The sequence below is a fragment of the Arthrobacter sp. 05L45_2 genome, assembly GCF_056397525.1.
Map to the genome: position 1 here is coordinate 1 of NZ_JBFTNO010000005.1, position 24,843 is coordinate 24,843.

The 24,843-nt window shown below is 69.5% G+C and carries 26 protein-coding genes and 2 pseudogenes; 17 read left to right on the plus strand and 11 right to left on the minus strand.

Annotation, left to right across the window (positions count from 1 at the left end):
- From AC1DHD_RS00905 to AC1DHD_RS00930, 6 genes and pseudogenes are all read left to right on the plus strand, one after another.
- Positions 1-595, plus strand: a pseudogene (locus tag AC1DHD_RS00905) (hypothetical protein); the annotation flags it as partial.
- A complete protein-coding gene (locus AC1DHD_RS00910) occupies positions 592-1,023 on the plus strand; it encodes a phage holin family protein (protein WP_476877874.1) in 432 nt (143 codons plus the stop codon). The pseudogene AC1DHD_RS00905 and the gene AC1DHD_RS00910, both read left to right, overlap by 4 nt.
- Positions 1,024-1,038: 15 nt before the next feature.
- A complete protein-coding gene (locus AC1DHD_RS00915; RefSeq protein ID WP_476877875.1) occupies positions 1,039-1,635 on the plus strand; it encodes a DUF3618 domain-containing protein in 597 nt (198 codons plus the stop codon).
- 81 nt (positions 1,636-1,716) lie between these two features.
- Positions 1,717-2,838 carry a YihY/virulence factor BrkB family protein gene (locus AC1DHD_RS00920; protein ID WP_476877876.1) on the plus strand — a complete coding sequence of 374 codons (1,122 nt, stop codon included), beginning with the start codon at positions 1,717-1,719 and terminating at the stop codon, positions 2,836-2,838.
- Positions 2,839-2,913: 75 nt separating this feature from the next.
- The gene (locus AC1DHD_RS00925) at positions 2,914-3,765 is read left to right on the plus strand and encodes a universal stress protein (RefSeq protein ID WP_476877877.1); all 852 of its coding nucleotides are present in this window, start codon (positions 2,914-2,916) and stop codon (positions 3,763-3,765) included.
- Positions 3,766-3,831: 66 nt separating this feature from the next.
- Positions 3,832-4,836, plus strand: a complete 1,005-nt coding sequence (locus AC1DHD_RS00930) for a zinc-dependent alcohol dehydrogenase family protein (protein WP_476877878.1) — start codon at positions 3,832-3,834, stop codon at positions 4,834-4,836.
- Here the strand turns inward: AC1DHD_RS00930 and AC1DHD_RS00935 are convergent.
- Entirely contained in the window at positions 4,817-7,708 is a 2,892-nt protein-coding gene (locus AC1DHD_RS00935) for a glycosyl hydrolase family 65 domain-containing protein (protein ID WP_476877879.1), read from the minus strand. The genes AC1DHD_RS00930 and AC1DHD_RS00935 overlap by 20 nt on opposite strands.
- A gap of 142 nt (positions 7,709-7,850) precedes the next feature.
- Here AC1DHD_RS00935 and AC1DHD_RS00940 point away from each other — a divergent pair, with 142 nt between their 5' ends.
- The 7 genes and pseudogenes from AC1DHD_RS00940 to AC1DHD_RS00970 form a co-directional block, all read left to right on the plus strand.
- Complete coding sequence (locus tag AC1DHD_RS00940) at positions 7,851-9,923, plus strand: heavy metal translocating P-type ATPase (RefSeq protein ID WP_476877880.1); 2,073 nt, start codon at positions 7,851-7,853, stop codon at positions 9,921-9,923.
- Positions 9,924-10,389: 466 nt separating this feature from the next.
- Positions 10,390-10,770, plus strand: coding sequence for a hypothetical protein (locus AC1DHD_RS00945; RefSeq protein WP_476877881.1), 381 nt, complete (start codon positions 10,390-10,392; stop codon positions 10,768-10,770).
- Between the two features lie 79 nt (positions 10,771-10,849).
- Positions 10,850-11,374 carry an RNA polymerase sigma factor gene (locus AC1DHD_RS00950; RefSeq protein WP_476877882.1) on the plus strand — a complete coding sequence of 175 codons (525 nt, stop codon included), beginning with the start codon at positions 10,850-10,852 and terminating at the stop codon, positions 11,372-11,374.
- Positions 11,371-12,588, plus strand: a complete 1,218-nt coding sequence (locus AC1DHD_RS00955) for a LysM peptidoglycan-binding domain-containing protein (RefSeq protein WP_476877883.1) — start codon at positions 11,371-11,373, stop codon at positions 12,586-12,588. Before AC1DHD_RS00950 ends, AC1DHD_RS00955 begins: the two co-directional genes overlap by 4 nt.
- 248 nt (positions 12,589-12,836) lie before the next feature.
- Complete coding sequence (locus AC1DHD_RS00960) at positions 12,837-13,271, plus strand: hypothetical protein (RefSeq protein ID WP_476877884.1); 435 nt, start codon at positions 12,837-12,839, stop codon at positions 13,269-13,271.
- A 366-nt stretch (positions 13,272-13,637) separates the two neighbouring features.
- Positions 13,638-14,159: a hypothetical protein gene (locus AC1DHD_RS00965; protein WP_476877885.1), complete on the plus strand. Its 522-nt coding sequence runs from the start codon at positions 13,638-13,640 to the stop codon at positions 14,157-14,159.
- 180 nt (positions 14,160-14,339) lie between these two features.
- Positions 14,340-14,420 (plus strand): annotated as a pseudogene (locus AC1DHD_RS00970) (Type 1 glutamine amidotransferase-like domain-containing protein); the annotation flags it as partial.
- A 138-nt stretch (positions 14,421-14,558) separates the two neighbouring features.
- Here the strand turns inward: AC1DHD_RS00970 and AC1DHD_RS00975 are convergent.
- The 4 genes from AC1DHD_RS00975 to AC1DHD_RS00990 form a co-directional block, all read right to left on the minus strand.
- Positions 14,559-15,362 (minus strand): glycosyltransferase family 2 protein, encoded by an 804-nt coding sequence (locus tag AC1DHD_RS00975; RefSeq protein WP_476877886.1) that lies wholly within the window; start codon positions 15,360-15,362, stop codon positions 14,559-14,561.
- Positions 15,359-16,738: a PIG-L family deacetylase gene (locus AC1DHD_RS00980; protein WP_476877887.1), complete on the minus strand. Its 1,380-nt coding sequence runs from the start codon at positions 16,736-16,738 to the stop codon at positions 15,359-15,361. The genes AC1DHD_RS00975 and AC1DHD_RS00980 overlap by 4 nt, the downstream gene beginning before the upstream one ends.
- Positions 16,732-17,835, minus strand: coding sequence for a hypothetical protein (locus tag AC1DHD_RS00985; protein ID WP_476877888.1), 1,104 nt, complete (start codon positions 17,833-17,835; stop codon positions 16,732-16,734). The genes AC1DHD_RS00980 and AC1DHD_RS00985 overlap by 7 nt, the downstream gene beginning before the upstream one ends.
- A 129-nt stretch (positions 17,836-17,964) precedes the next feature.
- The gene (locus AC1DHD_RS00990) at positions 17,965-18,642 is read right to left on the minus strand and encodes an O-methyltransferase (protein ID WP_476877889.1); all 678 of its coding nucleotides are present in this window, start codon (positions 18,640-18,642) and stop codon (positions 17,965-17,967) included.
- A gap of 105 nt (positions 18,643-18,747) precedes the next feature.
- Here AC1DHD_RS00990 and AC1DHD_RS00995 point away from each other — a divergent pair, with 105 nt between their 5' ends.
- Together AC1DHD_RS00995 and AC1DHD_RS01000 are read left to right on the plus strand one after the other, a co-directional pair.
- Positions 18,748-19,407: a GntR family transcriptional regulator gene (locus AC1DHD_RS00995; protein WP_476877890.1), complete on the plus strand. Its 660-nt coding sequence runs from the start codon at positions 18,748-18,750 to the stop codon at positions 19,405-19,407.
- A complete protein-coding gene (locus tag AC1DHD_RS01000) occupies positions 19,404-20,591 on the plus strand; it encodes an MFS transporter (RefSeq protein WP_476877891.1) in 1,188 nt (395 codons plus the stop codon). Before AC1DHD_RS00995 ends, AC1DHD_RS01000 begins: the two co-directional genes overlap by 4 nt.
- A 10-nt stretch (positions 20,592-20,601) precedes the next feature.
- Here AC1DHD_RS01000 and AC1DHD_RS01005 read toward each other — a convergent pair whose 3' ends face one another.
- Complete coding sequence (locus AC1DHD_RS01005; protein WP_476877892.1) at positions 20,602-20,928, minus strand: thiamine-binding protein; 327 nt, start codon at positions 20,926-20,928, stop codon at positions 20,602-20,604.
- Positions 20,929-21,059: 131 nt separating this feature from the next.
- Between AC1DHD_RS01005 and AC1DHD_RS01010 the strand changes: the two genes are divergently transcribed.
- Complete coding sequence (locus tag AC1DHD_RS01010; RefSeq protein ID WP_476877893.1) at positions 21,060-21,728, plus strand: TetR/AcrR family transcriptional regulator; 669 nt, start codon at positions 21,060-21,062, stop codon at positions 21,726-21,728.
- Between the two features lie 4 nt (positions 21,729-21,732).
- Positions 21,733-22,149 (plus strand): YkvA family protein, encoded by a 417-nt coding sequence (locus tag AC1DHD_RS01015; protein ID WP_476877894.1) that lies wholly within the window; start codon positions 21,733-21,735, stop codon positions 22,147-22,149.
- 9 nt (positions 22,150-22,158) lie between these two features.
- Here the strand turns inward: AC1DHD_RS01015 and AC1DHD_RS01020 are convergent, their stop codons facing one another.
- From AC1DHD_RS01020 to AC1DHD_RS01040, 5 genes are all read right to left on the minus strand, one after another.
- A complete protein-coding gene (locus AC1DHD_RS01020) occupies positions 22,159-22,881 on the minus strand; it encodes an ANTAR domain-containing protein (protein ID WP_476877895.1) in 723 nt (240 codons plus the stop codon).
- On the minus strand, positions 22,881-23,123 hold the full coding sequence (locus AC1DHD_RS01025; protein ID WP_476877896.1) for a hypothetical protein: 243 nt from the start codon (positions 23,121-23,123) through the stop codon (positions 22,881-22,883). Before AC1DHD_RS01025 ends, AC1DHD_RS01020 begins: the two co-directional genes overlap by 1 nt.
- Positions 23,124-23,188: 65 nt before the next feature.
- Positions 23,189-23,500, minus strand: a complete 312-nt coding sequence (locus tag AC1DHD_RS01030) for an AzlD domain-containing protein (protein ID WP_476877897.1) — start codon at positions 23,498-23,500, stop codon at positions 23,189-23,191.
- The gene (locus tag AC1DHD_RS01035) at positions 23,497-24,252 is read right to left on the minus strand and encodes an AzlC family ABC transporter permease (RefSeq protein WP_476877898.1); all 756 of its coding nucleotides are present in this window, start codon (positions 24,250-24,252) and stop codon (positions 23,497-23,499) included. Before AC1DHD_RS01035 ends, AC1DHD_RS01030 begins: the two co-directional genes overlap by 4 nt.
- Entirely contained in the window at positions 24,249-24,701 is a 453-nt protein-coding gene (locus AC1DHD_RS01040; RefSeq protein ID WP_476877899.1) for a DoxX family protein, read from the minus strand. Before AC1DHD_RS01040 ends, AC1DHD_RS01035 begins: the two co-directional genes overlap by 4 nt.
- Positions 24,702-24,843 lie beyond the last annotated feature (142 nt).

The following is a 24,843-nucleotide window of genomic DNA, read 5'->3' on the forward strand; positions in this document are numbered from 1 at the left end:
GGCCGGGACCCAGCAGCAGAAAGCCGCCGAGGGCCTGCGCTCCATCTCCAACGAACTCCACACGATGGCCGCAGCCTCGGACCAGCCCGGCGTCGCCACCGACCTCATCCGCCAGGCCGCGGAGCAGTCCTCCTCAGTGGCCTCATGGCTGGACAACCGTGACCCTGGGTCGCTGCTGAACGAAGTGAAATCCTTCGCCCGCCAGCGTCCGGGCACCTTCCTGCTGGCCGCCGCCGGCGCCGGCATCCTCGCCGGCCGCCTGAGCCGCAGCCTCAGCGCGGGAGCTCCGGACACGGCCGCGACGGCCTCGTCCCCGTCAACCCGGCCGGCCGCCCCCATCACCCGGGTTCCCGATGCCGGCGTCGCGGTCCCCCCGCCGCCGGTTAGCTACCCGGAAACGACGACGGCGGGCGCCGCCGGAACGTACCCGGAGACCACGACGGCGGGCGCCGAGACCTACCCGCCCAGCCCGCTCGAGGGTTCCGGCACGCAGGCGGACCCGTGGGCCAACGACCCGCTGGCCGCCGATCCCTACCGTATTGACCCGGCCATTGATCCCGACCGTAAGGATCCGTTCGACGGAGGCCGTCGATGAGCAGCGAGATGCCTACGGGCGCCCCGATGCCTCCAACGGAGGCCCACGTCAAAGCCGAAACCAACTCCCTGGGCGATCTGCTCGGTGACGTTACGCGGGACATGTCCACCCTGATGCGTCAGGAAGTGGAACTCGCGAAAGCCGAGCTGAAGCAGACCGCCGGCCGGGCCGGCAAGGGCAGCGGCATGTTTGCCGGTGCCGGCATTGCCGGCCACTTCGTCCTGCTGTTCCTCTCCCTTGCCCTGTGGTGGGGACTCGGAACGCTGATGGGGCTGGGATGGTCCGGCGTCATCGTCGCAGTTCTCTGGGGCATCATCGGCGCCGTCCTGGCCTCGGTGGGGCGCAAGGAACTGAAGGCCATCAAGGGTATGCCGCAGACGGCGGAGACCCTCCAGGAGATCCCCCCGACCCTCAAGCCCAGCCACTAGAGCGAGGAAAACACCATGAGTGAAAACCCGGATGCCATCCGCGCAGACATCGAAGCAACCCGCGCCCGGCTCGGCACCAACGTCGATGCCGTCGCGGACAAAGTGACCCCGTCCCACATCGTCCAGCGCCAGACGGACAAGGTAAAGGACGCAGTCTTCGGAGTGAAGGAGAAAGTCATGGGAGCAACCGACCACACGGCCGGCAACGTGCACTCCGCCGGCGGCAGCGCCGCCGCGCACCTGAGCGATGCCGGCTCTGCCGTCGCCGACGCGCCGCACCAGGTAAAGGTAAAGGCCCAAGGCAATCCCCTCGCCGCCGGTCTTATTGCCTTCGGCGCTGGCCTGCTCGTGTCCTCGCTGGTCCCTGCCAGCCAAAAGGAACGCGAAGCGGCCGACGCGCTGAAGACGGCCGCCGAGCCGCTCACCAACGAGCTGACCGAAGCCGCGAAGCACGTGGCCGAGGGCCTCAAGGAGCCTGCCCAGGACGCCATGGAGAACGTCAAGGCCACGGCCTCCGACGCCGCCCAGAACGTCAAGGGCGAGGGCCAGGTTGCCGTCGCCGACGTGAAGGACCGCGCGGCCGACGCCAAGGACAACGTCCAGCAGGCCTAGCCAGACCCGGCAGACGGCCGGCTGCCCCGCTGACGCGTGTGGGCAGCCGGCCGCTGCGCTTAACCACGAAAGAAGATTCCGATGGCCAAGAACCACACTCCGGCTCAAACCGGCTCCATGGACGACGCCGAAACCGCCGAGAGCAGCACCGCCAAAGCCCGCACTGCGCCCGCACCGGATGACTCCCGCAAGCCGGAGCGCCCCACGGATGTCAGCAAGCCCTCCTGGAAGTACATCGCCAAGAAGACCCTCCGCGAGTTCACCAAAGACCAGTGCCCCGACCTGGCCGCATCGCTGACCTACTACTCGGTGCTCTCGATCTTCCCGGCCCTGTTGGCGCTGGTTTCCCTGCTGGGCCTCTTCGGAGACGCCCAGAAAACCACATCGGCGCTGCTGGACATCGTTCAGGGAATCGCGCCGGGCGAGACGGTCAAGACGCTCCGCCCGGTGGTGGAGGAGCTGGCCGGCTCACCGGCTGCGGGCCTCACGTTCATCCTCGGCCTCCTCACCGCACTCTGGTCCGCCTCCGGCTATGTCGGGGCGTTCGGCCGGGCCATGAACCGCGTGTACGAGATCGACGAGGGCCGGCCCTTCCTCAAGCTGCGCGGCACCATGCTCGGCGTCACGGTCGTCAACCTGCTGATCGTCGTAGTGCTGGCCGCGATGCTCGTGCTCAGCGGGCCCGTGGCGGAGTCCGTCGGGAACATCATCGGCCTGGGCGCGGCCTTCCTTGCCGTCTGGAACATCGCCAAGTGGCCGGTGATGCTGGTGCTGGTCATTGTGGCGATTGCCATCCTCTACTACGCCACCCCCAACGTGAAGCAGCCGAAATTCCGCTGGATGAGCATGGGATCAGCCATTGCCCTCGTGGTCTTCCTGGTGGCTTCCGTGGCCTTCGGGTTCTACGTGGCCTACTCCAACAGCTACAACAAGACCTACGGGGCCATCGGCGGAGTGATCATCGCGCTGCTCTGGCTGTGGATCCTGAACATGTCGCTGCTGTTCGGCGCCGAGTTCGACGCCGAAACCGAGCGGGGCCGCCAGCTCCAGGCCGGCATCGAGGCCGAGGAGACCATCCAGCTCCCGCCGCGGGACACCAAGCAGAGCGACAAGCTGCAGGCCAAGGAGGAAGAGGACATCAGCCGCGGACGGGAGCTGCGGGAAGAACACAGCGGCCGCGGTCCGCGGGACCAAAGCCCCTAGCCGCCGGGGGCCGCGCCGGTTGTAATAGGCACACGCACCGCTGGGGGTGCTACGTCCGCCTAATCGGGAGGATCCATGCCGGCGCCCGCAGCAGGTTCAGGTAGAGCCGCCGTCGCCGTGGGCTATGACGGCTCCGAATCCTCGCAGCTGGCCGTCCGCTGGGCCGCCGAGTACGCCGCCGCCCATGATCTTCCGGTCCGTGTGGTGCACGTCTGGGTCTGGCCGATGTTCACCAAGGACCTGGGCCCGGTCAAGGGTGTTGCCGGCAGCGGCCTCCGCCACTCGGCGGAAGCCATCCTCGCCGAAGGTGTCGGCCTGGCCTACGGCGTGGACCCGGGGCTCGCCGTCGAGGGCGTGATGGAGGCTGGACTGCCGTCGAAAGTCCTGCGGGAGGCGGCCGACGGCGCGGCCCTTCTGGTGGTGGGCAGCCGCGGGATGGGCGGGGTCCTCGGCCACCTGGCCGGATCGGTGTGCCTGGAGCTCGCCGGCGCCGCGCCGTGCCCGCTGATGGTGGTCCGCCGGCCGCACCTGCCCGGCCGGCCCGTCTTCGCCGGCATCGACGCCGAACCCGGCAGCTCGGCGGTGCTGGCTGCCGCCGCCGGGTTGGCCGCCGCCACCGGCGCCGAACTCAGGCTTATCCACGTGGACCCGGGCCGCGGCGGGGAGGGCRCGGACCATGGCCGGCACGCCCCGCTGCACGGCCAGGAGCTGTTGGATTACGCGCTGGGGGCGGCCGAAAAACTTGCCCCGGCCCTGCCCGTCACCGGAACCCTGAAAGAGGGCCACGCCGCGGCCCGGGAACTGGTGGACGCCGCCGAGGACGCGGATGTGCTGGTGCTCGGCACCCACCACCGCGGGCGGGGCATAGGCAACACAGTTTCTGCAGTGCTGCACAAGGCGGCCTGCAATGTCATGATTACCCGCTGATTCCGGGCTCCGGGACACGCGGCCGCCGCACCCGGGATCTGGAGTCGGGCCAGAAAGGGAGGCTCCGTGCGAGCCTGGTGGGTTGCGCAGCCGGGACCGATCGACACTGGTCCGCTGCTGGCCGGCGAGCGCCCCGACCCCGTCCCCGGCCGCGGGGAGGTCCTGGTGCGTGTCCGGGTCTGCGGGGTGTGCCGCACCGACCTGCACTTGGCCGAGGGTGACCTGGCGCCGCGGCGTCCCGGAGTTATCCCCGGGCACGAGGTGGTCGGGGAGGTCATTGGCAACGGCGCGGGCGCCACCCGGTTCCGTCACGGCGAGCGGGTCGGCGTGGCGTGGCTCGGCGGGACGTGCCGTTCCTGCCGTTTTTGCCTGCGGGGCCAGGAAAACCTGTGCTTGTCCCCCACGTTCACCGGCTGGGACCGGGACGGCGGCTACGCCGAGCTCATCACGGTCGCCGAAGACTTCGCCTACCGGGTGCCCGATTCTTTCCGTGATGAGGAGGCGGCGCCGCTGCTGTGCGCCGGCATCATCGGCTACCGGGCCCTGCTCCGTGCCGAGCTGCCCATCGGCGGGCGGCTGGGCATTTACGGCTTCGGCGCCTCCGCCCACCTGGCCGCGCAGCTTGCGCTGAACCAGGGGGCCAGGGTGTACGTGATGACGCGGTCGCCCGCGGCGCAGCGCCTGGCCCTGCAGCTCGGGGCCACCTTCGCCGGCGGCGCCGACGACGACCCCCCGGACCCGCTCGACGCGGCCATCCTGTTCGCCCCGGCCGGCAGCCTGGTGCCGCCCGCGCTGCGGGCCCTGGACCGGGGCGGAACCCTCGCCGTCGCCGGCATCCACCTCAGCGAGATCCCGCCACTGGACTACGCCGCGGACCTGTTCCAGGAGCGGCAGCTGCGCAGCGTCACGGCCAACACCCGGGCCGACGGTGAGGAGTTCTTCCGCCTCGCCGCGGAGATCCCGCTCCGGCCCACCACCGTGGTCTACCCCTTCGACGCCGCCGACCTTGCCCTGCAGGACCTGGCCGGCGACCGGGTGACCGGCGCCGCAGTCATCCGCGTTGCCCCGTGACCGGCTGCGGGAATTCGTGCTGCTCCCCGGCCCGGAGCAGGATCTCGCGGTTCCCCACCCGGACCAGGACGGGGGCCGCGTCCCCCGGGGCGGCGGCCACCAGCAGCCGCCCGGTGTCCAAGTGCACAGCCAACAGCTGGTCGCGGTAACGGACGCTGAAGTCGACGCGGCGGAGCTCGGCCGGGAGCCGCGGCGTGAAGCCGAGGGCGTCGCGGGTGATCCGCAGCCCCGCGAAGCTGCGCTGGACAACGTCGATCGTGCCGGCCATGGCGCCCAGGTGGATGCCCGAGCTGGTGGTGCCGCCCTGGGTGTCGTCCAGGTCCGCGTCCAGGGCCTCCCGGAAGGTGGCCCAGGCGCGTTCCGGATCGCGCTGCGCGAGGACCGAGGCGTGGGCCACCCGGCTCAGGGTGGAGCCGTGCGCCGTGCGGGCAAGGTAGAAGTCCACGGTCGCGGCCATCTGCTGCGGGGTGACCGGGTACCCCAGCCGCCCCAGGAACCCCACCAGCTGGTCCTCGCCCAGGAGGTAGAACAGCATCAGGACGTCCGCCTGTTTGGCCAGCCGGTAGTGGTTAGTGCTGTCCCCCTCCGCCTCCAGGATCAGGTCCAGCCGCTCAATGTTGCGGTACCGGCGGCGGTAGCCGGCCCAGTCCAGTTCCCGGAGCCCGCCGTAGCCGGCGAACTGGCTGATGATGCCCCCGCCGTGGAACGGCACGAACATGCGCCGGCTCAGGGTCGCCCAGTGCGCAATCTCGGCCGCGGTGATGCCCAGCCGCGCCCGGAGGTCCGCCATGTCAAAGCCCTGGACCGACCGCATGATCCACTCCGCCTGGTCGAAGACCCAGGCGGCCATGACGTTGGTGTACGCGTTGTCGTCCAGGCCGCCGCCCGGACGGTCCGGCGCACCGGTGTGGTACTCGTCGGGGCCCATAACGCCGCGGAGGTGGAACCTGTCGCCGGCGGCGTCGTAGTCCGCCATGGAGGCGAACAGGCGTGCGACCTCGACAATCAGTTCCGCCCCGTGCCGGGTCAGCCAGCCGCGGTCCTGGGTGGCYTCGAAGTAYTGCCAKGCGTTGTAGGCCACKGCCAGGCCCACGTGSCGCTGSAGGTGCGAGTAGTCCGGCAGCCAGTGCCCGGAGAGTTTGTTAAAGAGCAGCCGGGGTGTCTGCTCGGTGCCGTCGCTGCCGCTTTGCCACGGGAAGAGCGCGCCGCGCAGCCCGGCCGCCCTGGCCGCGTCGCGGGCTGTACCGAGCCGGCGCCAGCGGTAGTCGATCAGTTCACGGGCAACGGCGGGAAGCCGGGAGTTCAGCACCGGCAGGACGAACAGCTCGTCCCAGAACACGTGGCCGCGGTACCCCTCGCCGTGCAGCCCGCGGGCGGGCACCCCCGCGTCCAGCTCGGCGGTGTGCGTGGTCAGCGTCTGGAGCAGGTGGAAGACGTGCAGGTTCAGGATCAGCTGGGCCTGGGCCGGGGCATCCGATTCGATGACGAACGGTGCCAGGAGCAGGGACCAGGCCTTTTCGTGCTCCGCGAGGAGCGTCTCGAAGCCGCCCGCGCGCGCCAGCACGGCCTGCGCCCCGGTGAGTGGCGAGGATACGGCGTGGTCCCGCGAAGTGGCGATCCCCACCGTCTTGGTGACCGTCACCGGGGTTCCGTCCGCCACCGGGATCTCGAAGCGGTGCGCGTACAGTCCGCCCTGCCGTTCAAAGGTGCCGTTGGCCGGGCCGGAGACTTCGGTGCGCAGGGCCAGGGCGACGCCGATCCCGCTTTGGCTCGTCTGCACCTGGACGCAGAGTCCGACGGCGCCGCGTCCGGCGTCGCTGTCCGCCGCCTGCACGTCCGTCAGGTGCCGTTTGGACAGCTGCGCATCCTCCGGGACGTTGGCATTGGTGACGTCTGTATCGCAGCCGCTGCGGACGCTGATGCTTCCGCTCCACCCGTCGGCGGTGAGCACGGTCTGCAGGGCGGCGAGGTGGGGGTCGGCCATCGAGACGATCCGGCGCTGCACCAGCTGAAGCCGCCGCCCGGCGTCGTCCTCCAGTTCCGCTTCCCGGGTGAGCAGTGCGCGCGTGAGGTCCAGCGTGCGGCGCTCCCGGCGGAGCGCCAGGCCGCCCTCGGACCACCAGCCGCCGTCGCCGATCCGCACGTCCAGGTGCAGCCAGTCGGGGATGTTGACCACGTGTTCGTCCACGGTTTTTTGGCCCTGCACCACACTGTCCAGCCGGTTGTAGACCCCCGCCAGGTAGGTGCCGGGATAGTGGATGGCGCCGCCGCGGTGTTCCGGGGCGGCGCCGCGGGTGGCCAGGTATCCGTTGCCGAGGGTGGTGAGGGCCTCGCGGTGGCCCTCGTGGGCCGGGTCGAAGCCCTCATAGACCAGCTTCCACGGGTGGGTGATGACCAGGCCGATGTCGAGTTCACCGACGTCCTCCACCACGATGTCCGCGCCGGCGGCCTCCAGGGCGGCCCGCCGCCCGGCCCGGTCGATGCCGACCACCAGGCCGAAGCCCGCCGCCATGCCCGCTGCCACGCCGGCCGCTGTTGCTTCCACCGCCATGGCCCGGTGCGGCGCGATGTCCAGGCGGCGGACCGCTGCCAGGGCGGGCGGGACCGCGCCGGGGTCGTCCCGCCCCGGCCCGCGTCCCTGTCCGCTGACGACGACGTCGAAGACGCTGTCCAACCCGGCGGCCGCGAGCAGCGCGCCGGCGTCGGGGGCGGAGGTGGCCAGCAGCACCGGGACCCCGCCGGCGCGGAGCCGGTCGAGGAGCGCCACGGTGCCCGGGTATGCCCGCTGAACGGTGTCCAGGACCACCTCGAGGGCAAAGACCACCCCGTCGACGGGCGCCAGTGCGGCTGCGGCTGTGGGCGACTCCGTCATGCGCTATTCGTACCAGTCATCGCGGCTGCGTGACAGTGGCGGGCGGCCCGGGGATTGGGCCGGTCCGCGCAGTAGGATGCAGGTATTCGCAGATGCCGGGTCTTGGACGAGGGTCTTGTACGAGGGACGAGGCGGGACAGCCGTGAAAATTGCGCTCCGGTATCCGCTGGTTGCGGGTACGGTCGCCGCCCTGCTGGCGGTGGTGCTGCTGCTGGCTTCCGGGCAGGAGCCCATCGCGCGGATCGCGGCGAGCATTTACGCCCTTGCCGTCGCCGCCTATCTCGGGGTGGGTATGGTCCGCAGGCTGGTCCGCGGCCAATGGGGCATCGACATCCTGGCCGTCACCGCGATCGTCAGCACCGTCCTGGTGGGCGAATTCGTGGCTTCAATGATCATTGTGCTCATGATGGCCGGCGGAACGGCCCTGGAGGACTACGCGGCGGGCCGGGCCAAGGGTGAGCTGACGGCCCTGCTGGAGCGGGCGCCGCAGACGGCCCACCGGGAACGCGCCCCGGACCAGGACCCGGCAGCCACTGCCGGAGAAACCGCCCCCACCACGGACGGCCAGCATGAGGACGTGGCGGCCACCGACGTCGCGGTCGGCGACATCCTGCTGGTGCGGCCCGGCGAGGTGGTGCCCCTGGACGGGGTGCTGCTCTCCGGATCCGGGACATTCGATGAGTCTTCGCTGACGGGCGAGAGCCTGCCGGTGGAGCGGGCCGCCGGCGACGGACTCATGAGCGGGTCGGTGAACGGCGAGGCGGCCATCCGGATGCGGGTGACGGCGCGGATGGAGGACTCCCAGTACAGCCGCATCATCGCCCTGGTGAAGGAGGCCGCGGAGAGCAAAGCGCCCATGGTCCGGCTGGCCGACCGGTATGCGGTCCCGTTCACTGCGCTCGCCTACGTGCTGGGCGCCGTCGGGTGGATCATCAGCGGCAGCCCGGCCCGTTTCGCGGAAGTACTGGTGGTCGCGACGCCGTGCCCGCTCCTGATCGCCGCGCCGGTAGCGTTCCTGGGCGGCATGAGCCGGGCGGCCCGCGGCGGAATCATCGTCAAATACGCCGGGGTCCTGGAGCTGCTGGGCCGGATCCGGACCGCTGCGTTCGATAAAACGGGAACCCTCACGTACGGCCGGCCCGCGCTGGTCGAGATCCGGACCGCCGGCTCCTTTTCCGAGGACGAGGTCCTGCGCCTGGCCGCCTCCGCCGAGCAATATTCCTCCCACGTGCTCGCCGCATCCGTTATGGACGCCGCCCGGTCACGGACCCTGGCCTTCGAAAGCGGCTCCGGGGCCACCGAATACGCCACGCACGGGGTGCGGGCCAGGTTTGGCGGCCAGGAGGTCGCCGTGGGCAAGCCTCAGTTTGTGGCGGAGTCGGCCGCCGGAGTGGAGGAAACGGACCTGGCCAGCGGGCAGCTCGCCATCTACGTCGGTGTGGGCGGGGAATTCGCCGGCTGCCTGGTGATGAGCGACCCGATCCGCGGCGAGGCCCGCCGCACGCTGGCCGAGCTCCTCGCCCTGGGCGTCACCGAAACGGTCATGCTCACCGGCGATGCCCGGCCCACCGCCGAACACATCGCCCAGGCAGCCGGGCTCACCGACGTCCGGGCGGAGTGCCTGCCGCCGGACAAGGTGGAGGCGGTGCGGACGCTCCCCCGCAGGCCGGTCATGATGGTGGGCGACGGCGTCAATGACGCACCGGTCCTGGCAGTCGCCGACGTCGGGATCGCCATGGGCGCGCGCGGCTCGACGGCGGCCGGTGAGTCCGCCGACGTCGTGATCATCCTGGACGACCTGTCCAAGGTGGCCTCGGCGGTGCGGATCGGGCAGCGGACGGTGAAGGTGGCGTTGCAGAGCATCTGGATCGGCATCGCGTTGAGCGTTGCGCTGATGATCGCCGCGGCGGCGGGCTACGTTCCGGCGATTGCCGGCGCCCTGTCCCAGGAGCTGGTGGACCTCGCCACCATCCTGAACGCGCTGCGGGCCCTCAGTTCCGGGCAGCCGCGGGGCCCGGGTGGGACCCGCCACGAGATGCCCACCAGCAGCGAGAGGACAAAGAAAAAGCGCCCCAATGCCCAGGGCCACGGCGGCAACAATCCGGACGATCCGCTGCAGTTCCAGTGCCAGGGGGCTCGGCGGACCGTGACTATGGCGGGGAGGAGTYCACGGAGTTTGGCAGCGGCATGTTGGGCCCGCTCCTGCTGGATCTAGGCGAACACCCCGTTGACCACGATCACCACCACGATCGCGACTCCCAGCTGCGGCATCCCGGCGAAGAAATGTGTCAGCTCCGCGAGCAACTTCCGCCAGGCGGGCACCGCACGGACCTGGGGCAGCCGGTTGGGCCCGGTACGCCCTGCAGGATTGGGATTTGGGGGCACTTGGTTCCCCGTCTCCGAATACGACACTGAAGTCGACCGTGCCAGCTCGTGGCTGATGAAGGGCCTACCGCCGGAGGACGCAGCCGCCCGGACCGTTCGCTATCTTGAGCGGGACTGGGGTGTCCAGATTCTGGCCGGCAAGTTGGAACTACTTGCTCAAGGCCTCGGCGGCGTCGACCTGTCCGAATAGTACGCAGGCAGCTAAGGGTCMGGGCGCCGAGGCTGCCAGGAATCCCCATCGAATTCGGGAGCGCCTTCCAGGCCACCGGCGTACACCACCCGGTACTCTTCAATTCATGACGCCAGCGATCGCCCTAGCTTTCTGTGCCTTGCTCGGACTTCTTGCCGTGTTTCAGCTTCTGCTCATCATCGGCCTCCCGTTCGGCCGGTTCGCGTGGGGCGGCCAAAACCCGGTGCTTCCGGCGAGGCAACGGATCGGAAGTGCAGTCGCAATCGTGGTCTACGCGGCCTTTGCGGTGGTCGCGCTCGAGCGGGCGGCGCTGGTTTCGATCCTGCCGGAACCCCTCATAGCTGTTGTCGCAATGTGGGTAATTGCGGCCTATCTCTTGGTTAGCGTGCTGCCGAACCTTGCATCAAAGAGTAAGTACGAAAGGCGCACGATGGCGCCCGTGTCACTTGCGCTTGCTGGTCTCGCATTCCTGGTCGCCGTGAGTTGAGCTGGCCGCGAGCGCTTGCGCCGGTACGGAGTTTTCGAATTCTCGTTACATTTTTCTGTCTGCCGGACATTAACTGGGCATGAGCCTGCAAACTATGGGGGAAGGCGTGGATCTGGAGAGGGAACAACGGTTCCTGGCCGCTCACGCGGAGACTCATGACCGTATCTATCGCTATTTTCGTCGAAGGACGGACAGCGCCGCCACCTCCGAGGACCTGTCTGCAGAGGTCTTCAGGATTGTCTGGGAGAAGTCCGGACATGGGGATGACCTCGCGGCCATCGTCATCTTCGGCGTGGCCAAGAACGTGCTCCGAAACCATGACCGGTCGATGTCCCGGTCCGCCGGACTCATCGGGGCTTTACGGCTGGAGCGCATGGACGGAACATCCGCGGAAGGATCTGACGTCCTGGACGGCATCGGCCTCTTGGACCCGAAGGAGCGGGAGGTGTTGCTGCTGACGTACTGGGACGGACTGACCGCTGTGGAAGTATCCCTGCTCCTGAACATCTCAGCGGCTGCGGTGCGCATGCGCTTGCACCGTGCCCGAAAGGAACTCGCCCGAATACTTCCGAAACAGACGGTGCCAAAGGGAGCAGCAGAATGAAACAAGACCAAACTGTCGCCGAGCTGCTCTCAGCTGCCGATCCTGCCCTCGCGGTCACCGAAGACGAACTGGTTCACAGCCGCCAGCGGTCACTAGCCTTCGCGGATTCCGAGGTGACCCACATCGCCGTCGGCGGTTCCGTCCACGATTTCCACCGCGCGCCCGCCAAACGACGTTGGGGCCGGTTGGTCGCGGCCGGACTTGCGGCTGCGGCAGTCGCTTCCTTGATACTCGTCGCCTCGAACCTCGCCTTGCACTCCGACGACACGGCGGCCGGTCCGGCTGTCGCCGATGCCACGGCCACGGCCACCACGGCTGCTACACCGGCCAGCACGGGGAAATCGTCCCTGACCGGGGCAACGGTCGCAGATTCGTTCGGGAATGTGGACTACTACACCACCGTCCGTGGTGACACGGCAGCGGACGTTGCTACGTCCTTTCGCATATCCGAAGAGAAGCTCGATGAATTCAACGGGCTTCTACCCGGGAACGTGCTCGCACCGAACACTAAGCTTCGACTGATCCCGCCGCCGGGGCCGATGACGGGCGCAAAAGGGACGGCCGCCGTCGACGGCAACGGCATCCCCACGAGTTACACCATCGAACCCGACGACACCCTTGGCGGGATCACGTACCGGTTCGGCATAACCGAGGAGCAACTGGCCGAGGCGAACAAAGTCCCGTACGTGTACGAGAAGGGCAACAGATACTTTGTCGTTGCCGGCAAACACATCCGGCTGCAGAAGAATCCCGTTGACAGCCGATCCGGCACGGGACCAACCGTCAACAACTCATTCGGACTGGCCGTCTTCTACAGCACCGTTGACGGCGACTCCCCCGACAGCCTGGGCTACAAGTTCCGCGTCACCACCGGCCAGCTGCTGCAGTACAACCCGTTCCTGGCCGCGGACCGGCCCATCCCTCCGGGGACCAGGGTGAGGCTTATACCCGGTGAGCTAAAGATCGACGGCGCGCAGGGCACGTTCACGGCCGACGCCAACGGGATTCCCCAGACCTACACCACCGCGCCCGGGGACACCGAACGCCAGATAACCTTCCGGTTCGGGCTCTCGGAGGTGGCTAACTTGGATTCGGCGAACCGCCCGCTCACCGGCCCCGGCCGGGTCTGGTACGAGTTCAGCGACCTGCCCTCCGGGGAGGTGGCCCCGGGCCAGACCATCAGCCTCAACCTGACCAGGCCCCTTCACAAATGACCCACGGAATCCACGGACCATGCCGTTGCCGCGTATAGGCTCTGCTTGTTGTAGCCCGCCAGGGCTGTAGCGGTCCGTGTCCCGCCCGTGAGAAGGAAGCGCCTACCCGCATGAGCTACGAACAGCCGTCCCCCTACCAGCAACCGTGGCCGGCTCAGCACCCGGGGCCGCTGAGTCCTGCCGGGTTGCTCTCCCCGCGGGACGCCCAAAAGTCCCAAAGGTGGAGGCTCATCCTGGGTTGCACTTCGTTGGTCCTCACCTTGTTCTCTGGCTTCTATGCCTACACGAACATCGCCTCAGTCATCCGTGCGAAGAACGCCATCGAGGCTTCTGGCGGCTTCGTCTCGGAGAGCGCCATGGCCCTGGCCGTTGCGATCATCGGGATCTTCTGTGTCCTTGCCATCGCGTACACGGGCATCGGTGCTTGGAACATCGCCGCCCGGCACTCTACAGCTAAGCCTCCCCTCATCGCCGCGATTATCCTGGCCGCCGCGGCCTGCGTCCTCATTGTCGTCTACATTGCGGCCAAGCCGGCCGGGGGATTCCAGATCGGCGGTCTCAGCCTGAATGCGCTCATCGTTGCCCGCGCTGCTATTGTCCTGCGGCTGAAGCCGACCGCCGCCCATACCCCGGCGCCCGATTGGGCCAACTGGCCGGCCGCCCGACGAACCTTGGGGGATTGATGCGGCAGGAACTTTTGGATCTCCGTCCGGCACCTCAGGCAAATAGGCCGCCTGCGCTACCCATCGTTTACCTCGTTCTCAGTATCTGCGCCCTGGCAACAACAAGCACCGCCGCCCTCCTGTGGTCTCCCATCGACACGGACTTTATTTCCCGCGCCGACGACGCCGGGTGGGATACAACCATGCTCCTGCCCCACCAAATGGAACTCTCCATCGTCGTGGACGCGTCAGTGCTCCTTGCACTTGCCCTGGTAGTAACCGCGACCTATGGAGTCTGGGCCTCCCGCCGACGGGTGAAATCGCCACGCTAGCCGAGGAGAATCATCATGAATCTTTTCCGGGCTGGCGGCGATGGAGAGTCGGGGAATGATCAGCGCAGCGGATGGTGAGGGTTTCGTGGTTCGTGTGGGGGGCCGGCCGCGGGATGAGGTCATGCAGTTGCTGCGCCGAGCCGACGTCCTGCTCAATGTTCACGCCGAAACGCTGCTGGCGCACCCCGCGTTCGACGCCCCGGAGGGTCAAAGCCTCCGAATCGTGGAGCGAACGGTGGAGCAACTCGGCTTCACGCATGGCGCGGTTCAGTCCGATGTCTTCAGCGCTGCAGAAAGTCAAGGCCTCGCGCTCTGCCCCCTGGTGACGGGCCCCCATCTCCGGTTGGCGATGATGGGCCAGTCGAACGCGCCGGACTCCAACTTGTCTGCGGGCCGCGCACCGGCAGGAGCAATCCACGTCGCTTCCGAACCGCCTAGCGAGGACGTGGAGTACCCCAAGGGTTTTTACCTCCGTGTCGTGGACGGCCGGCCCTGGTTGCGGGGTTACCGGTGCGATGACGCGTACACGTGGACACCAGACCAACGCCTTGCCTTTGTCATGCCAGGCGGCGCCTAAAGGCCGACGCCTTCTCTGATTTCTGGGAGACAGTCCGACGTGTGGTCTGGCTCCATGCCGGACTGTGGACAACTGCTGACTAGGTGTGTAGCTATTGAAGGGCCGCACGCCCGTGAGTCCCAGCCTGCGGCCCACAGCCGTAGTCACATCCACTATTCAAGCCGCGACCCTGGAGGCACAGTGAAGCTCCTGCTCACCTCGGGCGGTGTGACAAATCCGAGCATCCGGTCGGCGCTCGTCCAGCTTCTCGACAAGCCGATCAACGACCGCCCGATCGCCGGCGACCAGCGCTACGGCGGTCCCGGCTACTCGAAGGCGGAGATCGACGCCGCCCGCAGCCTTGACCGCTTGGCACGGGGCTGGGCACCCATTGAGCCGCCACAGTCCGGACGGATAGCCTCAGTTGCCGGCGGCGGCAGGCCTCTGGCGGCCCAGCGAGCGCAGGTACGCGCCGAATCCCTGCGGCGCCCGCGCCTGGGTCCGGCCGGAGGTCACCACCCGCATGGTGTCTGTGGCGAGGACGGTAAACGCGAGGCCGCGCAGGCTCTGGACCAGGGTGCGGTCCTCGTGGGATTCCAGCGGGGAGAAACCGCCCGCGGCGAGGTAGGCCGAGGCGCGGACACCGAAGTTTGCCCCGTAGATGTGCGGGTGGTTTTCCTCGAAGGGGTGCCGGTCGAGCCAGCGGCGCAGCAGCTCGGGATCCATCCCGGCTGGATCGGGTTCCACGGATCCCAGCACGGCGTCGGCGCCGGCTTCGGCGAACTCGAGTTGACGCAGCAGCCAGTTGGCCGGGACCTGCGAATCGGCGTCGGTGTTGGCCAGCCACGTCCGCCCGGGCCACGGCAGCGGTGTGGTGCGCTGGCCTGGGGTGCGCCGCGGGGGTTTTAGCACGGCCGCGCGAACACCGGCGGCCCGGCTCGCCCCGGCGCTCCCCAGCCGGACTTCAAGGGCGCTGAAGCGCGGATCGGCGTCGACGTACCGTGCGGCGATATCCGCGGACCCGTCGGTACAGCTGTCCAGGACCACGGTTACCCGGACGGCGACGTCGGGGCGCCGGCGCTGCAGCCCGTCGGCGGCGCACTGCACCGCCGCAAGCGCGCGCTCAAGATGCTGGTCCTCGTTGTGGGCGGGCATCACCACGGCGATGGCGTCGATGCCGGGCCGGCGTTGCGGGGCCAGGGCGGAGGCCGCCTGGCCGCTCACGGGAGCGCCCCCGGGGCCCGAAAGACCTCCAGCACGAAGTCGCGCTCCCGGTACTGCCCGGCGTCGGCCCACCCAAGCTGCTGGCGGGCAGCGGCGTGGACCGAATCGCCGTCGAGCTCCCAGCCGTCAATCGGGTGCCGCCAGTGGCACAGCGCCAGGGTGCCACCGGGCAGCAACGCCGCATCGATCCGCGCGAACAGTCCGGACAGTTCCTCCGGCGAGAGGTAATAGCCCACCTCGGAGACCACAATCAGGTCAAAGTTGCCCTCCGGCCAGTCGTCCGGCACGGTAAGGTGGCGGGTCCGGGCGTCCGGCAGGTGCGCCAGCCGCCGCGCCGCGTGCGCCAACGCCGCGCTGCTCGCGTCGACGGCCACGAAGCTGCCGCAGCGTTCCGCGAGCTCCACGCTCAGGGTTCCGATCGAGCAGCCGATTTCCAGCCCCGCAGAGTAGTTACGGCCCGGCAGCGCCGCGAGCGTCAGGGCCCTTTTGCGGTGTTCGTACCAGCTGGTGGTGTACTCCCAAGGGTCCTCGGCGCGGGCGTGGACCGCATCAAATAAGCCCTCCGCGTCCGCTGCGGCGTAGCCCCGGCCGGCTCCTGCGGGCGCCTGCGGGCGCTGCCAGGCGAAGGTCTCCCAAGTCCGGGAGAAGTGCTCCAGGAACGGCGCCGGGAGCAGCACCTCATCTCCCGGCTGCCCGGAGAGCGGCAGAACCTGGGAGGTGTGCGCCGCCATGGCCTGCGCCTTGGCGTGCTGCTCCGCCGGAGTCAGCGGGAGCCGCAGCCAGGTCTGCCAGGCCGGGTCCTGGGCGCCCGCCCACAGCCAGTACCAGACGGGGTACTCCAGCAGCCCGTGGCCCGCGGCGGCGGCCGCTTCCGCCGCGGCCGATCCCAGGGCGTCGTGGTCCGTGTGCCCGTCGTTCCGGTAGGGCGCCACGAGCACGATCCGGTCCGCGGGCAGGCCGGTGGCGGCGGCAGCCTCCCGGACCGCGGCCAGGACCGCCGCCCGGTGGTTGGCGAGTTCCCCGTCCGGAAGCCCGAGGTACCGCCAGCCGGCATCCGGGACAAGGACCCCGAGCGCCCCGGCGAATTCGCGCAGCCGCAGCTGGGCCAGCTCCGCCGGAGTGGTGCTGGGCGAATCGGGGTGCGAGGCTTCCCCGGCCGTGCAGAGCACCACCCGTACGTCCGCGCCGAGCCTTTTCAGCCGGGCCATGAGACCGCCGGCGCCGAGGGATTCGTCATCCGGATGGGCGGCCAGGACAATAAAGGCCCTGCTGGCCAGGCCGGCGTCGTCCAGCGGAAGCTCGGGCAAAGCGGTGAGACCGCTCTGCGCCCACTCGGCCTCGCTGGTTCCGGCGTCCTGGTGCGAAAAGGTCACCATGCGTGGTCCCCCTTGAACGTCAGGGCACCCAGCTGGGCGTCGTCGCGCATCGCGTGGTGCTGCCGGATGTAGAGCGCGAGGTCGGCCATCCGTTTGCCGTAGCGCCGGTCGAACGCCAGCGGCCCCGGCCCGAGGTTCTGGCTGACCAGCGCCTGGATGCGTTCGACGGCGGTGGCCACACTGCCGCGGATGCGCAGCGCCTCACTCCAGGCGCCCGGTCCGGAAAGTTCACCCGCGTCGATCCGGGCCGCCGTCCGGGCGAGGTACTGGGTGAGGCCGGCCAGGGTGCGGTCGATCTCGCCGAGGTGCGCGAGGGCCAGCTGGTCCGGTTCGCGGCCGGCGTCAGCGGACTTCTGCAACGCGTCCAGGTAGCCGCGGGCCACGGCGACGGCGCCGCCCAGCCAGCAGGCGGCGACCCCCATCCCGCCCCAGGCGAAGCCCGGACGCCGGTAGTACCAGCCGTCGCCCCCCAGCGGGACGGCCGGGACTGAAGCAAAGTGCACCGTGCCGCTGGGGATTTCGCGCAGCCCCAGGCTGGTCCATTCGGGGTCCGCGAAGCTGACGCCTGCGTCGTGCAGGTCCACGGCGAAGGCAGCACGGCCGCCGCCGTCCAGGTGCGCGGTCACCACGGCGTGGTCGAGTTGCGCGGCGATGGAGCACCACGGTTTGGAGCCGGTCAGCACGACGCCTGCGGCGTGGTCCTCGGCGTTCAGGGCCAGCCCGGGCCCTTCAGCGGCGAAAACCCCCCAGGTGCCCTCGAATCCGACGACGGCGCATCCGGCGCCTGGTTGTTGTTCGCCCGGCGGGGCAGCCGCCTGGGCGAGGATTGCCCCGGCGTCCAGGTGGGGTTCGAGGATGCGGCCGGCGGCAACGTCGACGGCGGTCACTGAGGCCAGGAGCTCCCAGAGGAAGGCGGTCCGGCCGCCGCCGGGCCGGGGCGCGGCCGCTCCCGCATCCGTGGCAAGGGCCAGAAGGGCAGGCACGTCCCCGACGGCGGCCTCGGCGGCGGCCAGCAGCGGCCCGAGTGCGGCCAGCTCGTCCGGCGCGGAACTGATCCGCACAGGCCCGGGGTGGGGGGCATTCTGGGTCGGGCTCATTCTCTGGCCTGCTCCTTTGCGACGATGGTCCGTGCGGTAAGTGCTGTCAGTGCCGGAACGGCTGCCGCAGCAGTCCGCCGGCGAACTCTAAGCATACTTACCATTGTGCAGGGCCGTGTCGCGGGGAACCTACCGGACCAGGGCGAGGGCAAACCCGTCCCAGCCCTTGGAGCCCACGGTCTGGATGACCGTGGCATCCAGCCGGGGGTCCGAGCCCATCATCTCCAGCGAGGCAACAATCCCCGGGGCGTTGACGGGGTCCAGGGCCGGYTCSAGSACMGCGCCCTCCCACACCACGTTGTCCATGACCACCGTGGTGCCCGGCCGGCCCAGCCGGATGGCCCACTCCAAATACTGCGGGTTGTTTTCCTTGTCCGCGTCGATGAACACAAAATCAAAGGGCCCGGCCCCCTCTTTTTCCAGCGCGGGCAGCGTGTCCAGGGCCGCGCCCACCCGGATGTCAACGAGGTGCCCCAGCCCGGCGTTCTCGAGGTTGGCGCGGGCCACCTCGGCGTGCCTGGGCTCGTATTCGCAGGTGACCAGGCGGCCGCCGTCGGGCAGGCCCTCCGCCATCCAGAGGGTGCTGAACCCCGCCAGCGTTCCGATCTCCAGCACCCGGCGGGCGCCCGAGAGCTGGACCAGCAGCTTCAGCAGCTTGCCGGCGTTCGGGGCGACTTCGATGGGCGGCAATCCGGCGTCGAGGGCCGCCGCGGCGGCATGCCGCAGCGAGTCGTCGGGGCGGATTACGGCACCGGAGAGGTAGTCCTCGACGGCGATCCAGCGGGACGTGGGCTGATGCTCGATCATGCGGCCAGTCTTCCAGCTGGGTCCGCCGGTGGGTAGGCCCCAAAACCACGGGTCGGCCCCATCTGTATAGTTGTATACAAGTATATTTTTTAGCGGGACAGCACAATGTCAGAGGCACAGGCACGCAACACCGGAGCCCACTACGTATATGGGGAGCTGAAGCGCCGCATCCTGGACCTGGAACTCAAACCCGGGGAGCGCCTGTACGAGCCAGCCATGGCTGCCGCCCTCCGGGTCAGCCGCACACCGCTGCGTGAAGCCATCCGGCGGCTCATCTCGGAAAGCCTCCTTGAGCAGCAGCCCACCGGCGGCGTGGTGGTGCCCGCCCTCGACGAGACGGTCATTTCGGAGCTCTACTCAGTCCGCGCCGCCCTGGAATCCCTGATGGCCCGCGAGGCCTGCGCGAAGGCCACAAAGGCGGACATCGAGGCGCTGGAGGGAATCGTCGAGCGGAACGCCGCCCTGGTGCACTTCGCCGATGAAACCATGAAGCACGGCACGGCCCTCCACGCCAAGATCGCCAGCATCGCGGGCAACTCCTGGGCGCGGCGCTTCCACGACCAGATCAGCAGCCAGATGGAGCGTTACCGGTACTTCACGAACAATGCCCAGCAGCGCAGGGACGTGGCGCTGGCCGAGCATCGCGTCCTGTTGGACGCGATCGCCGGCGGCGACCCTGAGGAAGCCGCCCGGATCGCGTTCAGCCACGTGATCGGCGCGAAGGACGAAGCCCTGCGCGCCATCTCCGGCCGCGACCTCTCATGATCGACAACCTCGGCCGCGGCTCGGCGACTGCACTCCTGATTCATTCGGCCCTGATCCAGGCGGTGACCTTCCTGGTCCGCCCCGCCGCGACATACCGGGCGCTGGAGCTGGACGTTCCGGGTTTTGCCTTGGGCCTGCTAGCGGYCAGTTATGCGGTGTTCCCCCTGCTCCTTGCCGTCCCGACCGGCGGTCTGGTGGACCGGCTGGGCGAGCGACGGCTCATGGCCATTGGCTCCGCCGTCGTCTTGTCCTCGTCCGTGTTTCTGGTGCTCTGGGGTACCTCGGTCCCGGCGCTGGTGGCCGGGACCTCCCTGCTCGGCGCGGGCCAGCTGGCCTGCGTGGTGGGCCAGCAGGCCGTGGTGGCCAACAATGCGTCACCGGCTCGGATGGATTCCGCGTTCGGCTTCCTCACATTCGCCGCCTCGCTGGGGCAGGCGCTTGGTCCCTTGGCCATCTCGCTAGTGGGCGGCGCGTCCATCCGGCCCGACACGCAGGCGATTTTCCTGCTCGCCGCGGGCATGAGCCTGGTGATGTTCGTGACGACGTTTGGTGTGTCCGCGAAGGTCAGCAGCGGAAACCGCAGGGTCAGGGCGGCCGACGGCGGCCCGGGCGGTGTGCGGTCCCTGCTGCGGACCCCCGGGGTGGTCCAGGCGCTGGCGACGAGCGCCGCCGTCCTCGCCGTCGTTGACCTGACCGTGGTGTACCTGCCTGCGCTGGGTACCGAACGCGGCCTCACGGCCGCCACCGTGGGGCTTCTGCTCACGGTCCGGGCCTGCTTCTCCATGGTCTCCCGGCTGGGGCTGGGCGCGGTCTCCCGGGCGCTGGGGCGGACCCGCCTGCTGGTGCTGAGCCTGGTCCTTTCAACGGCAGCCCTCGCGGTCGCCGCCATACCGATGCCCGAATGGCTGCTGTTTGCGGTCATGGCGGCGCTTGGCCTGGGCCTGGGCATCGGCCAGCCCCTGACCATGTCCTGGCTCTCGTCGCGGGCCCCGGACGGGCAGCGCGGACGTGCCCTGGCGCTCCGGCTTGCCGGGAACCGGGTGGGGCAGGTGATCCTGCCCAGCGCCGTTGGTGCCGTCGCGGCGGGGCTGGGCGCGGGCGGGGTGTTCCTGGCGTCGGCCGCCGTGATCGGCGGGACGCTGCCCCTGGTCCGCAGTGTCAGGCTCGACGGCGAGCCGGACTAGGGACTCGCGGCTACTCCCCCAGCGCCTGTTCGAGCCGGTCGAGCTTTCCGGTCAGTTCGCCGGTGTAGCCGGGCCGGATGTCGGCCTTGATCACCAGGGAGACGCGGCTGCCGAAGCGGCCCACGGCCTCGGTGGCCCGCTTCACGACGTCGAACACCTCATCCCAGTCCCCCTCGATGGTGGTGAACATGGAATCGGTGCGGTTCGGCAGCCCGGATTCCCGGACAATCCGCACGGCCTCGGCGACGGCTTCGTGGACCGAGGCGTCATCCGCCCCGGAGCCGGCGGGCGCGTTCGCGGGGAGGCCGGAGGGTGCGACAGAAAATGCAAGCAACATGGCTTTAGTCTGCCACGCAGAACGCGGCGGGCAGGCTCCGAACGGGGACCAGCCCGGCCCGCGACACGTCACAAAGCGCGGTACCGGCCGGTAACAGGTTTCCTCAACCTTTGCGTTGCTAACCTGAGCAAATGAACCGGGGAGTAGACCGCAGGCCGCTCCGAGCGGACGCTGCACGCAACGTGAACAAGATTATTGCCGCGGCCCGCCAGTGTTTCCGCGAGCATGGCCCCGAGGTGCCGTTGCAGACCATCGCCGTCACGGCGGGCGTAGGCCCGGCCACGCTGTTCCGCAATTTCGCGGACAAGGAAGAACTCGTCCTCGCGGCCCTGCACCAGCAACTGAAACTGGTGGTCAACCCGGTGATCGACCAGGCCCTGGCCGGCCCGGATGCCGCCGAGGGCCTGTTCCGGGTGGTCGAGGCGCTGATGGGTGTTGCCAGCAACGAGGCCAACCTGCTGGGCGCGGTGGCCGGCCGGCGCGGTGTGCTCACCGGGATCACCGGCGACCTGATCGAGTCCGTGGCCGTGCTGCTGGGCCGCGGCCAGGGCCAGGGAACGCTGCGCAGCGACATTTCGATGACGGACATGATCCGGCTGATGGCCATGCTGATCGGGGTGGTGGACACCATGGAAGCCGGATCGGATGCGTGGCGCCGTCCGGTGGCCCTGGTGGAGGACGCCATCCGCGCCGAGCGGCCCGACCGTCCGCTGCCGGCCCAGTCGCTGGTGCCCGGCACCACGTACGGGACGGCTTTCGGCGTCGGATTCGGGGCAACCTACGGGACCACGTACCGTTGACCCCATGACGTGGGAAACCGCTGCCGGCGTGCTGGGCGGCCTATTGCTGGTGTATGCCGTGCTGTTGCTGCTGCTGTGGGGGTATGCCCGCCGGCACCCCGAGACGGTCACCATGAAGGATGCCCTGCGGCTCCTCCCGGACCTGCTGCGCCTGATCCGGCGGCTGCTGGCCGATGGCACGGTGGCGGTGGGAGTCCGCGTCCGGCTGGCCCTGCTGCTGGTGTACCTGCTGTCCCCGATCGACCTGGTGCCCGATTTCCTGCCCGTGATCGGCTACGCGGACGACGTCATTATTGTTGCCCTGGTGCTGCGCTCGGTCATTGCCCGGGCCGGCGTGGACGCCGTGGAACAGCACTGGCCCGGCACCCCGGAGGGCCTGCAGCTGATTCTCAAGCTGGCGGGGCTTGGCACGGCCCGGTAGCCGGCCCGGCTAGCCCCGGAAGTCCGCGGGACCGGGCCCGGAGTCGAACCGGTGCAGGATTTCCTCGGCGACGTCGCGCAGTTTGATGTTTCGGTTGTTGGAGGCACGGGTCAGGAGGGCAAAGGCTTCGGCCTGGGAGCACCGGCTTTGGCCCATCAGGATCCCGGACGCGAGGCTGATGATCGAGCGCGACTGCATGGCCTGCAGCAGGTCCCGGTTGGCGGCCTGGGTGGCGGCGATCCGCACCGCGAGGCGCGTCGCCCGCCCGGCCATCTCGGCGAACGCGGTGCAGCGGCTGGCGATGCCGGCGTCGAAAACGCCGGACCCTGCCGCATAAAAGCCCAGGGACGCCTTGGCGTTCTTCTCCAGCCCCAGGCCGATGCCCAGCAGGCTGTGATGGCCCCGCAGTGCCGCCGCCCGGAGGTACTTACTCCACCGCCCGTCCGCGGCGGCGTCCCGGACCACCGCCGAACCGCCGTGTTCCAGCACTTCCAGCCCGGGGCCCTGCAGGAGACGGTCCTGGAGCTGTTCGAGCACCAGCGCCTCGGGGCAGGAGCCGGCCAGGATGGTCGCGTTCCTGGGCCGCCGCAGCCGGACCGAACACCGCACGGGGCCTCCGACAATCTCCTCCGCGAAGTCCGCAGCGGCACCGGACAGGCGCTCGGCGGAGGCCTGGAGGTCGGCGCTTTCCAGCACCAGGTCCTGCAGGCGGTCCGAAAACTGAGGCTGCATCAATCCTCCGCGGGTTTGTCCTTGGCCTCGTGCTGCTGATGGGCCTCCTGGAGGTGCTGCTGCAGTTTCTCCTCGGCGTCGCGGCGTCGGCGGGCCATCTCCCGCAATTCCCGGGTGGATTCGGTGCCGGGGGAAACGAAGTGTTCATGCGGCTTCGAGTGCTGCTCCTTGCCGGAGGCGGCCGCGTCGGCGGGGTCCGGGCCGGGGGCAGCCGGGGTCGGAGCGTCGTTGTCAGTCATCATCAGATGCTCCCACCGGGCATCCGGTCCAGCTAGGGACTAAAGACCGTTGAGGAAATGGATCCGCGTCAGGGCCAGCCGAGCAACCGGAGTCCGGCCGCGGCGCCGGCACCGGCCAGGACCACCACCAGGAACGGGGCACGGAACCAGAGGGCGATCGCCGCGGCGGCGAGGGCACCCAGCCGGGCATCCAGGGCCAGGGACTGTCCTGACGCGACCGTGTTGACCACCGTCAGGGACGCCAGCAGCCCGATTGTCATGGTGCCCGCGACCCGTGACATCCGCGGATTGCGCAGCAGGCTGGCGGGCACAAGGTAGCCCACCAGCTTCCAGGCGTACGCCAGCACGCAGGAGAGCAGGAGCCAGAGCCAGAGCGTCATGACGCCTCCCCCCGGCGGCCGTGGAGGCGCCGGTCAGCCTCGTGCTGCTCGGCGTAGGGGTCGACGTCGGGCTCCAGCCCTTCGTCGCTGCGGCCGTGGCTGAACCAGCCAACCAGTGCCGCGACGAACGCGGCGACCAGGATCGGCACGCCGGCCGGCACGAACGGGACGGCCAGGACGGTGGCGAGGGCACAGACGACGGCGATCGCGACGGGTTCACGGCCTTTGAGCCGCGGCCACAGGAGGCCAAGGAACGCCGCAACGGCGGCGCCGTCGAGCCCCCACTGTTTCGGGTCCCCGAGCGCACTCCCGGCCAGCGCTCCGATGGCGGTGAACAGATTCCAGAGAACGAAGATGCCGATACCCGCGGTCCAGAAACCGCGGCGCTGCTCCACGGGGTCGGTCTGGCCGGTGCTGGTGGCGGTGGATTCGTCGATGGTGACGTGGGCGGCGGCGAACCGGCGCCAGCCGCGCGGCTGCAGCAGGGCGTTGAGCTGCATACCGTAGATGCCGTTGCGCATCCCCAGCAGGGTGGCCGCGCTCATGGCCGCGACCCCGGAGCCGCCGCCTGCCACGACGCCGATGAACGCGAACTGCGAGCCACCGCTGAAGAGCAGCAGGCTCAGGGCCATGGTCTGCCAGAAATCCAGGCCGGACGTGACCGACAGCGCCCCGAAAGACACCCCGTAGAGTCCGGTGGCGATGCTGATGGAAAGTCCCACGCGCACCGCCGGGGACTGCGTGAACTTCACCGGAGCCGCTTCGGCGCCGGTTTTGTCAGGCTCCAGGCCCAGGCGATGAGGGGTGCCTGCAGCGGTAGGCGGATGCTGTGCACCCGCCGTTGCGTCGGGGTTCCCGCCGGGCCGAAGGCCGTACGGAGCGCCTCGAGGTGCCCGGCGAGGAAGGCCGTAAACATTACGGCCACACCGGAGGCCGCAACGCGGCGGGTCTGCGGGACCAGGAGTCCGGCCGCGGCGCCCGCTTCCGCGAACCCGCTGACGGCCACCCACTCCTCGCGGGACAGCACGGCAAGGGGGCCGTTGGACCGGGTGCCGGAGTCGTCGCGGCAGAGGTACCCGGGAACCACCTGCGCAAAGAACCCCGGGTCGCGGAAGTGTTTTGCCGCACTGGCAAGCAGCAGTCCGCTGAGGGCGGCCGCGGAAAGTGTCTGGGTGGCCCGGGGTGACCAGCGGAAAGGCATGGAACCATGCAACCACAGCCGCGGCGCACCGGGTAACCGGGCCTGTAACCTGCCCGCCGGCGGGTCACCCGCCGCCGGACGGCAGGCGCTGTGACCTGCGAAAACGGGACTTTGCGCAGGGGTCCGCCGGGCCTCAGCCGGA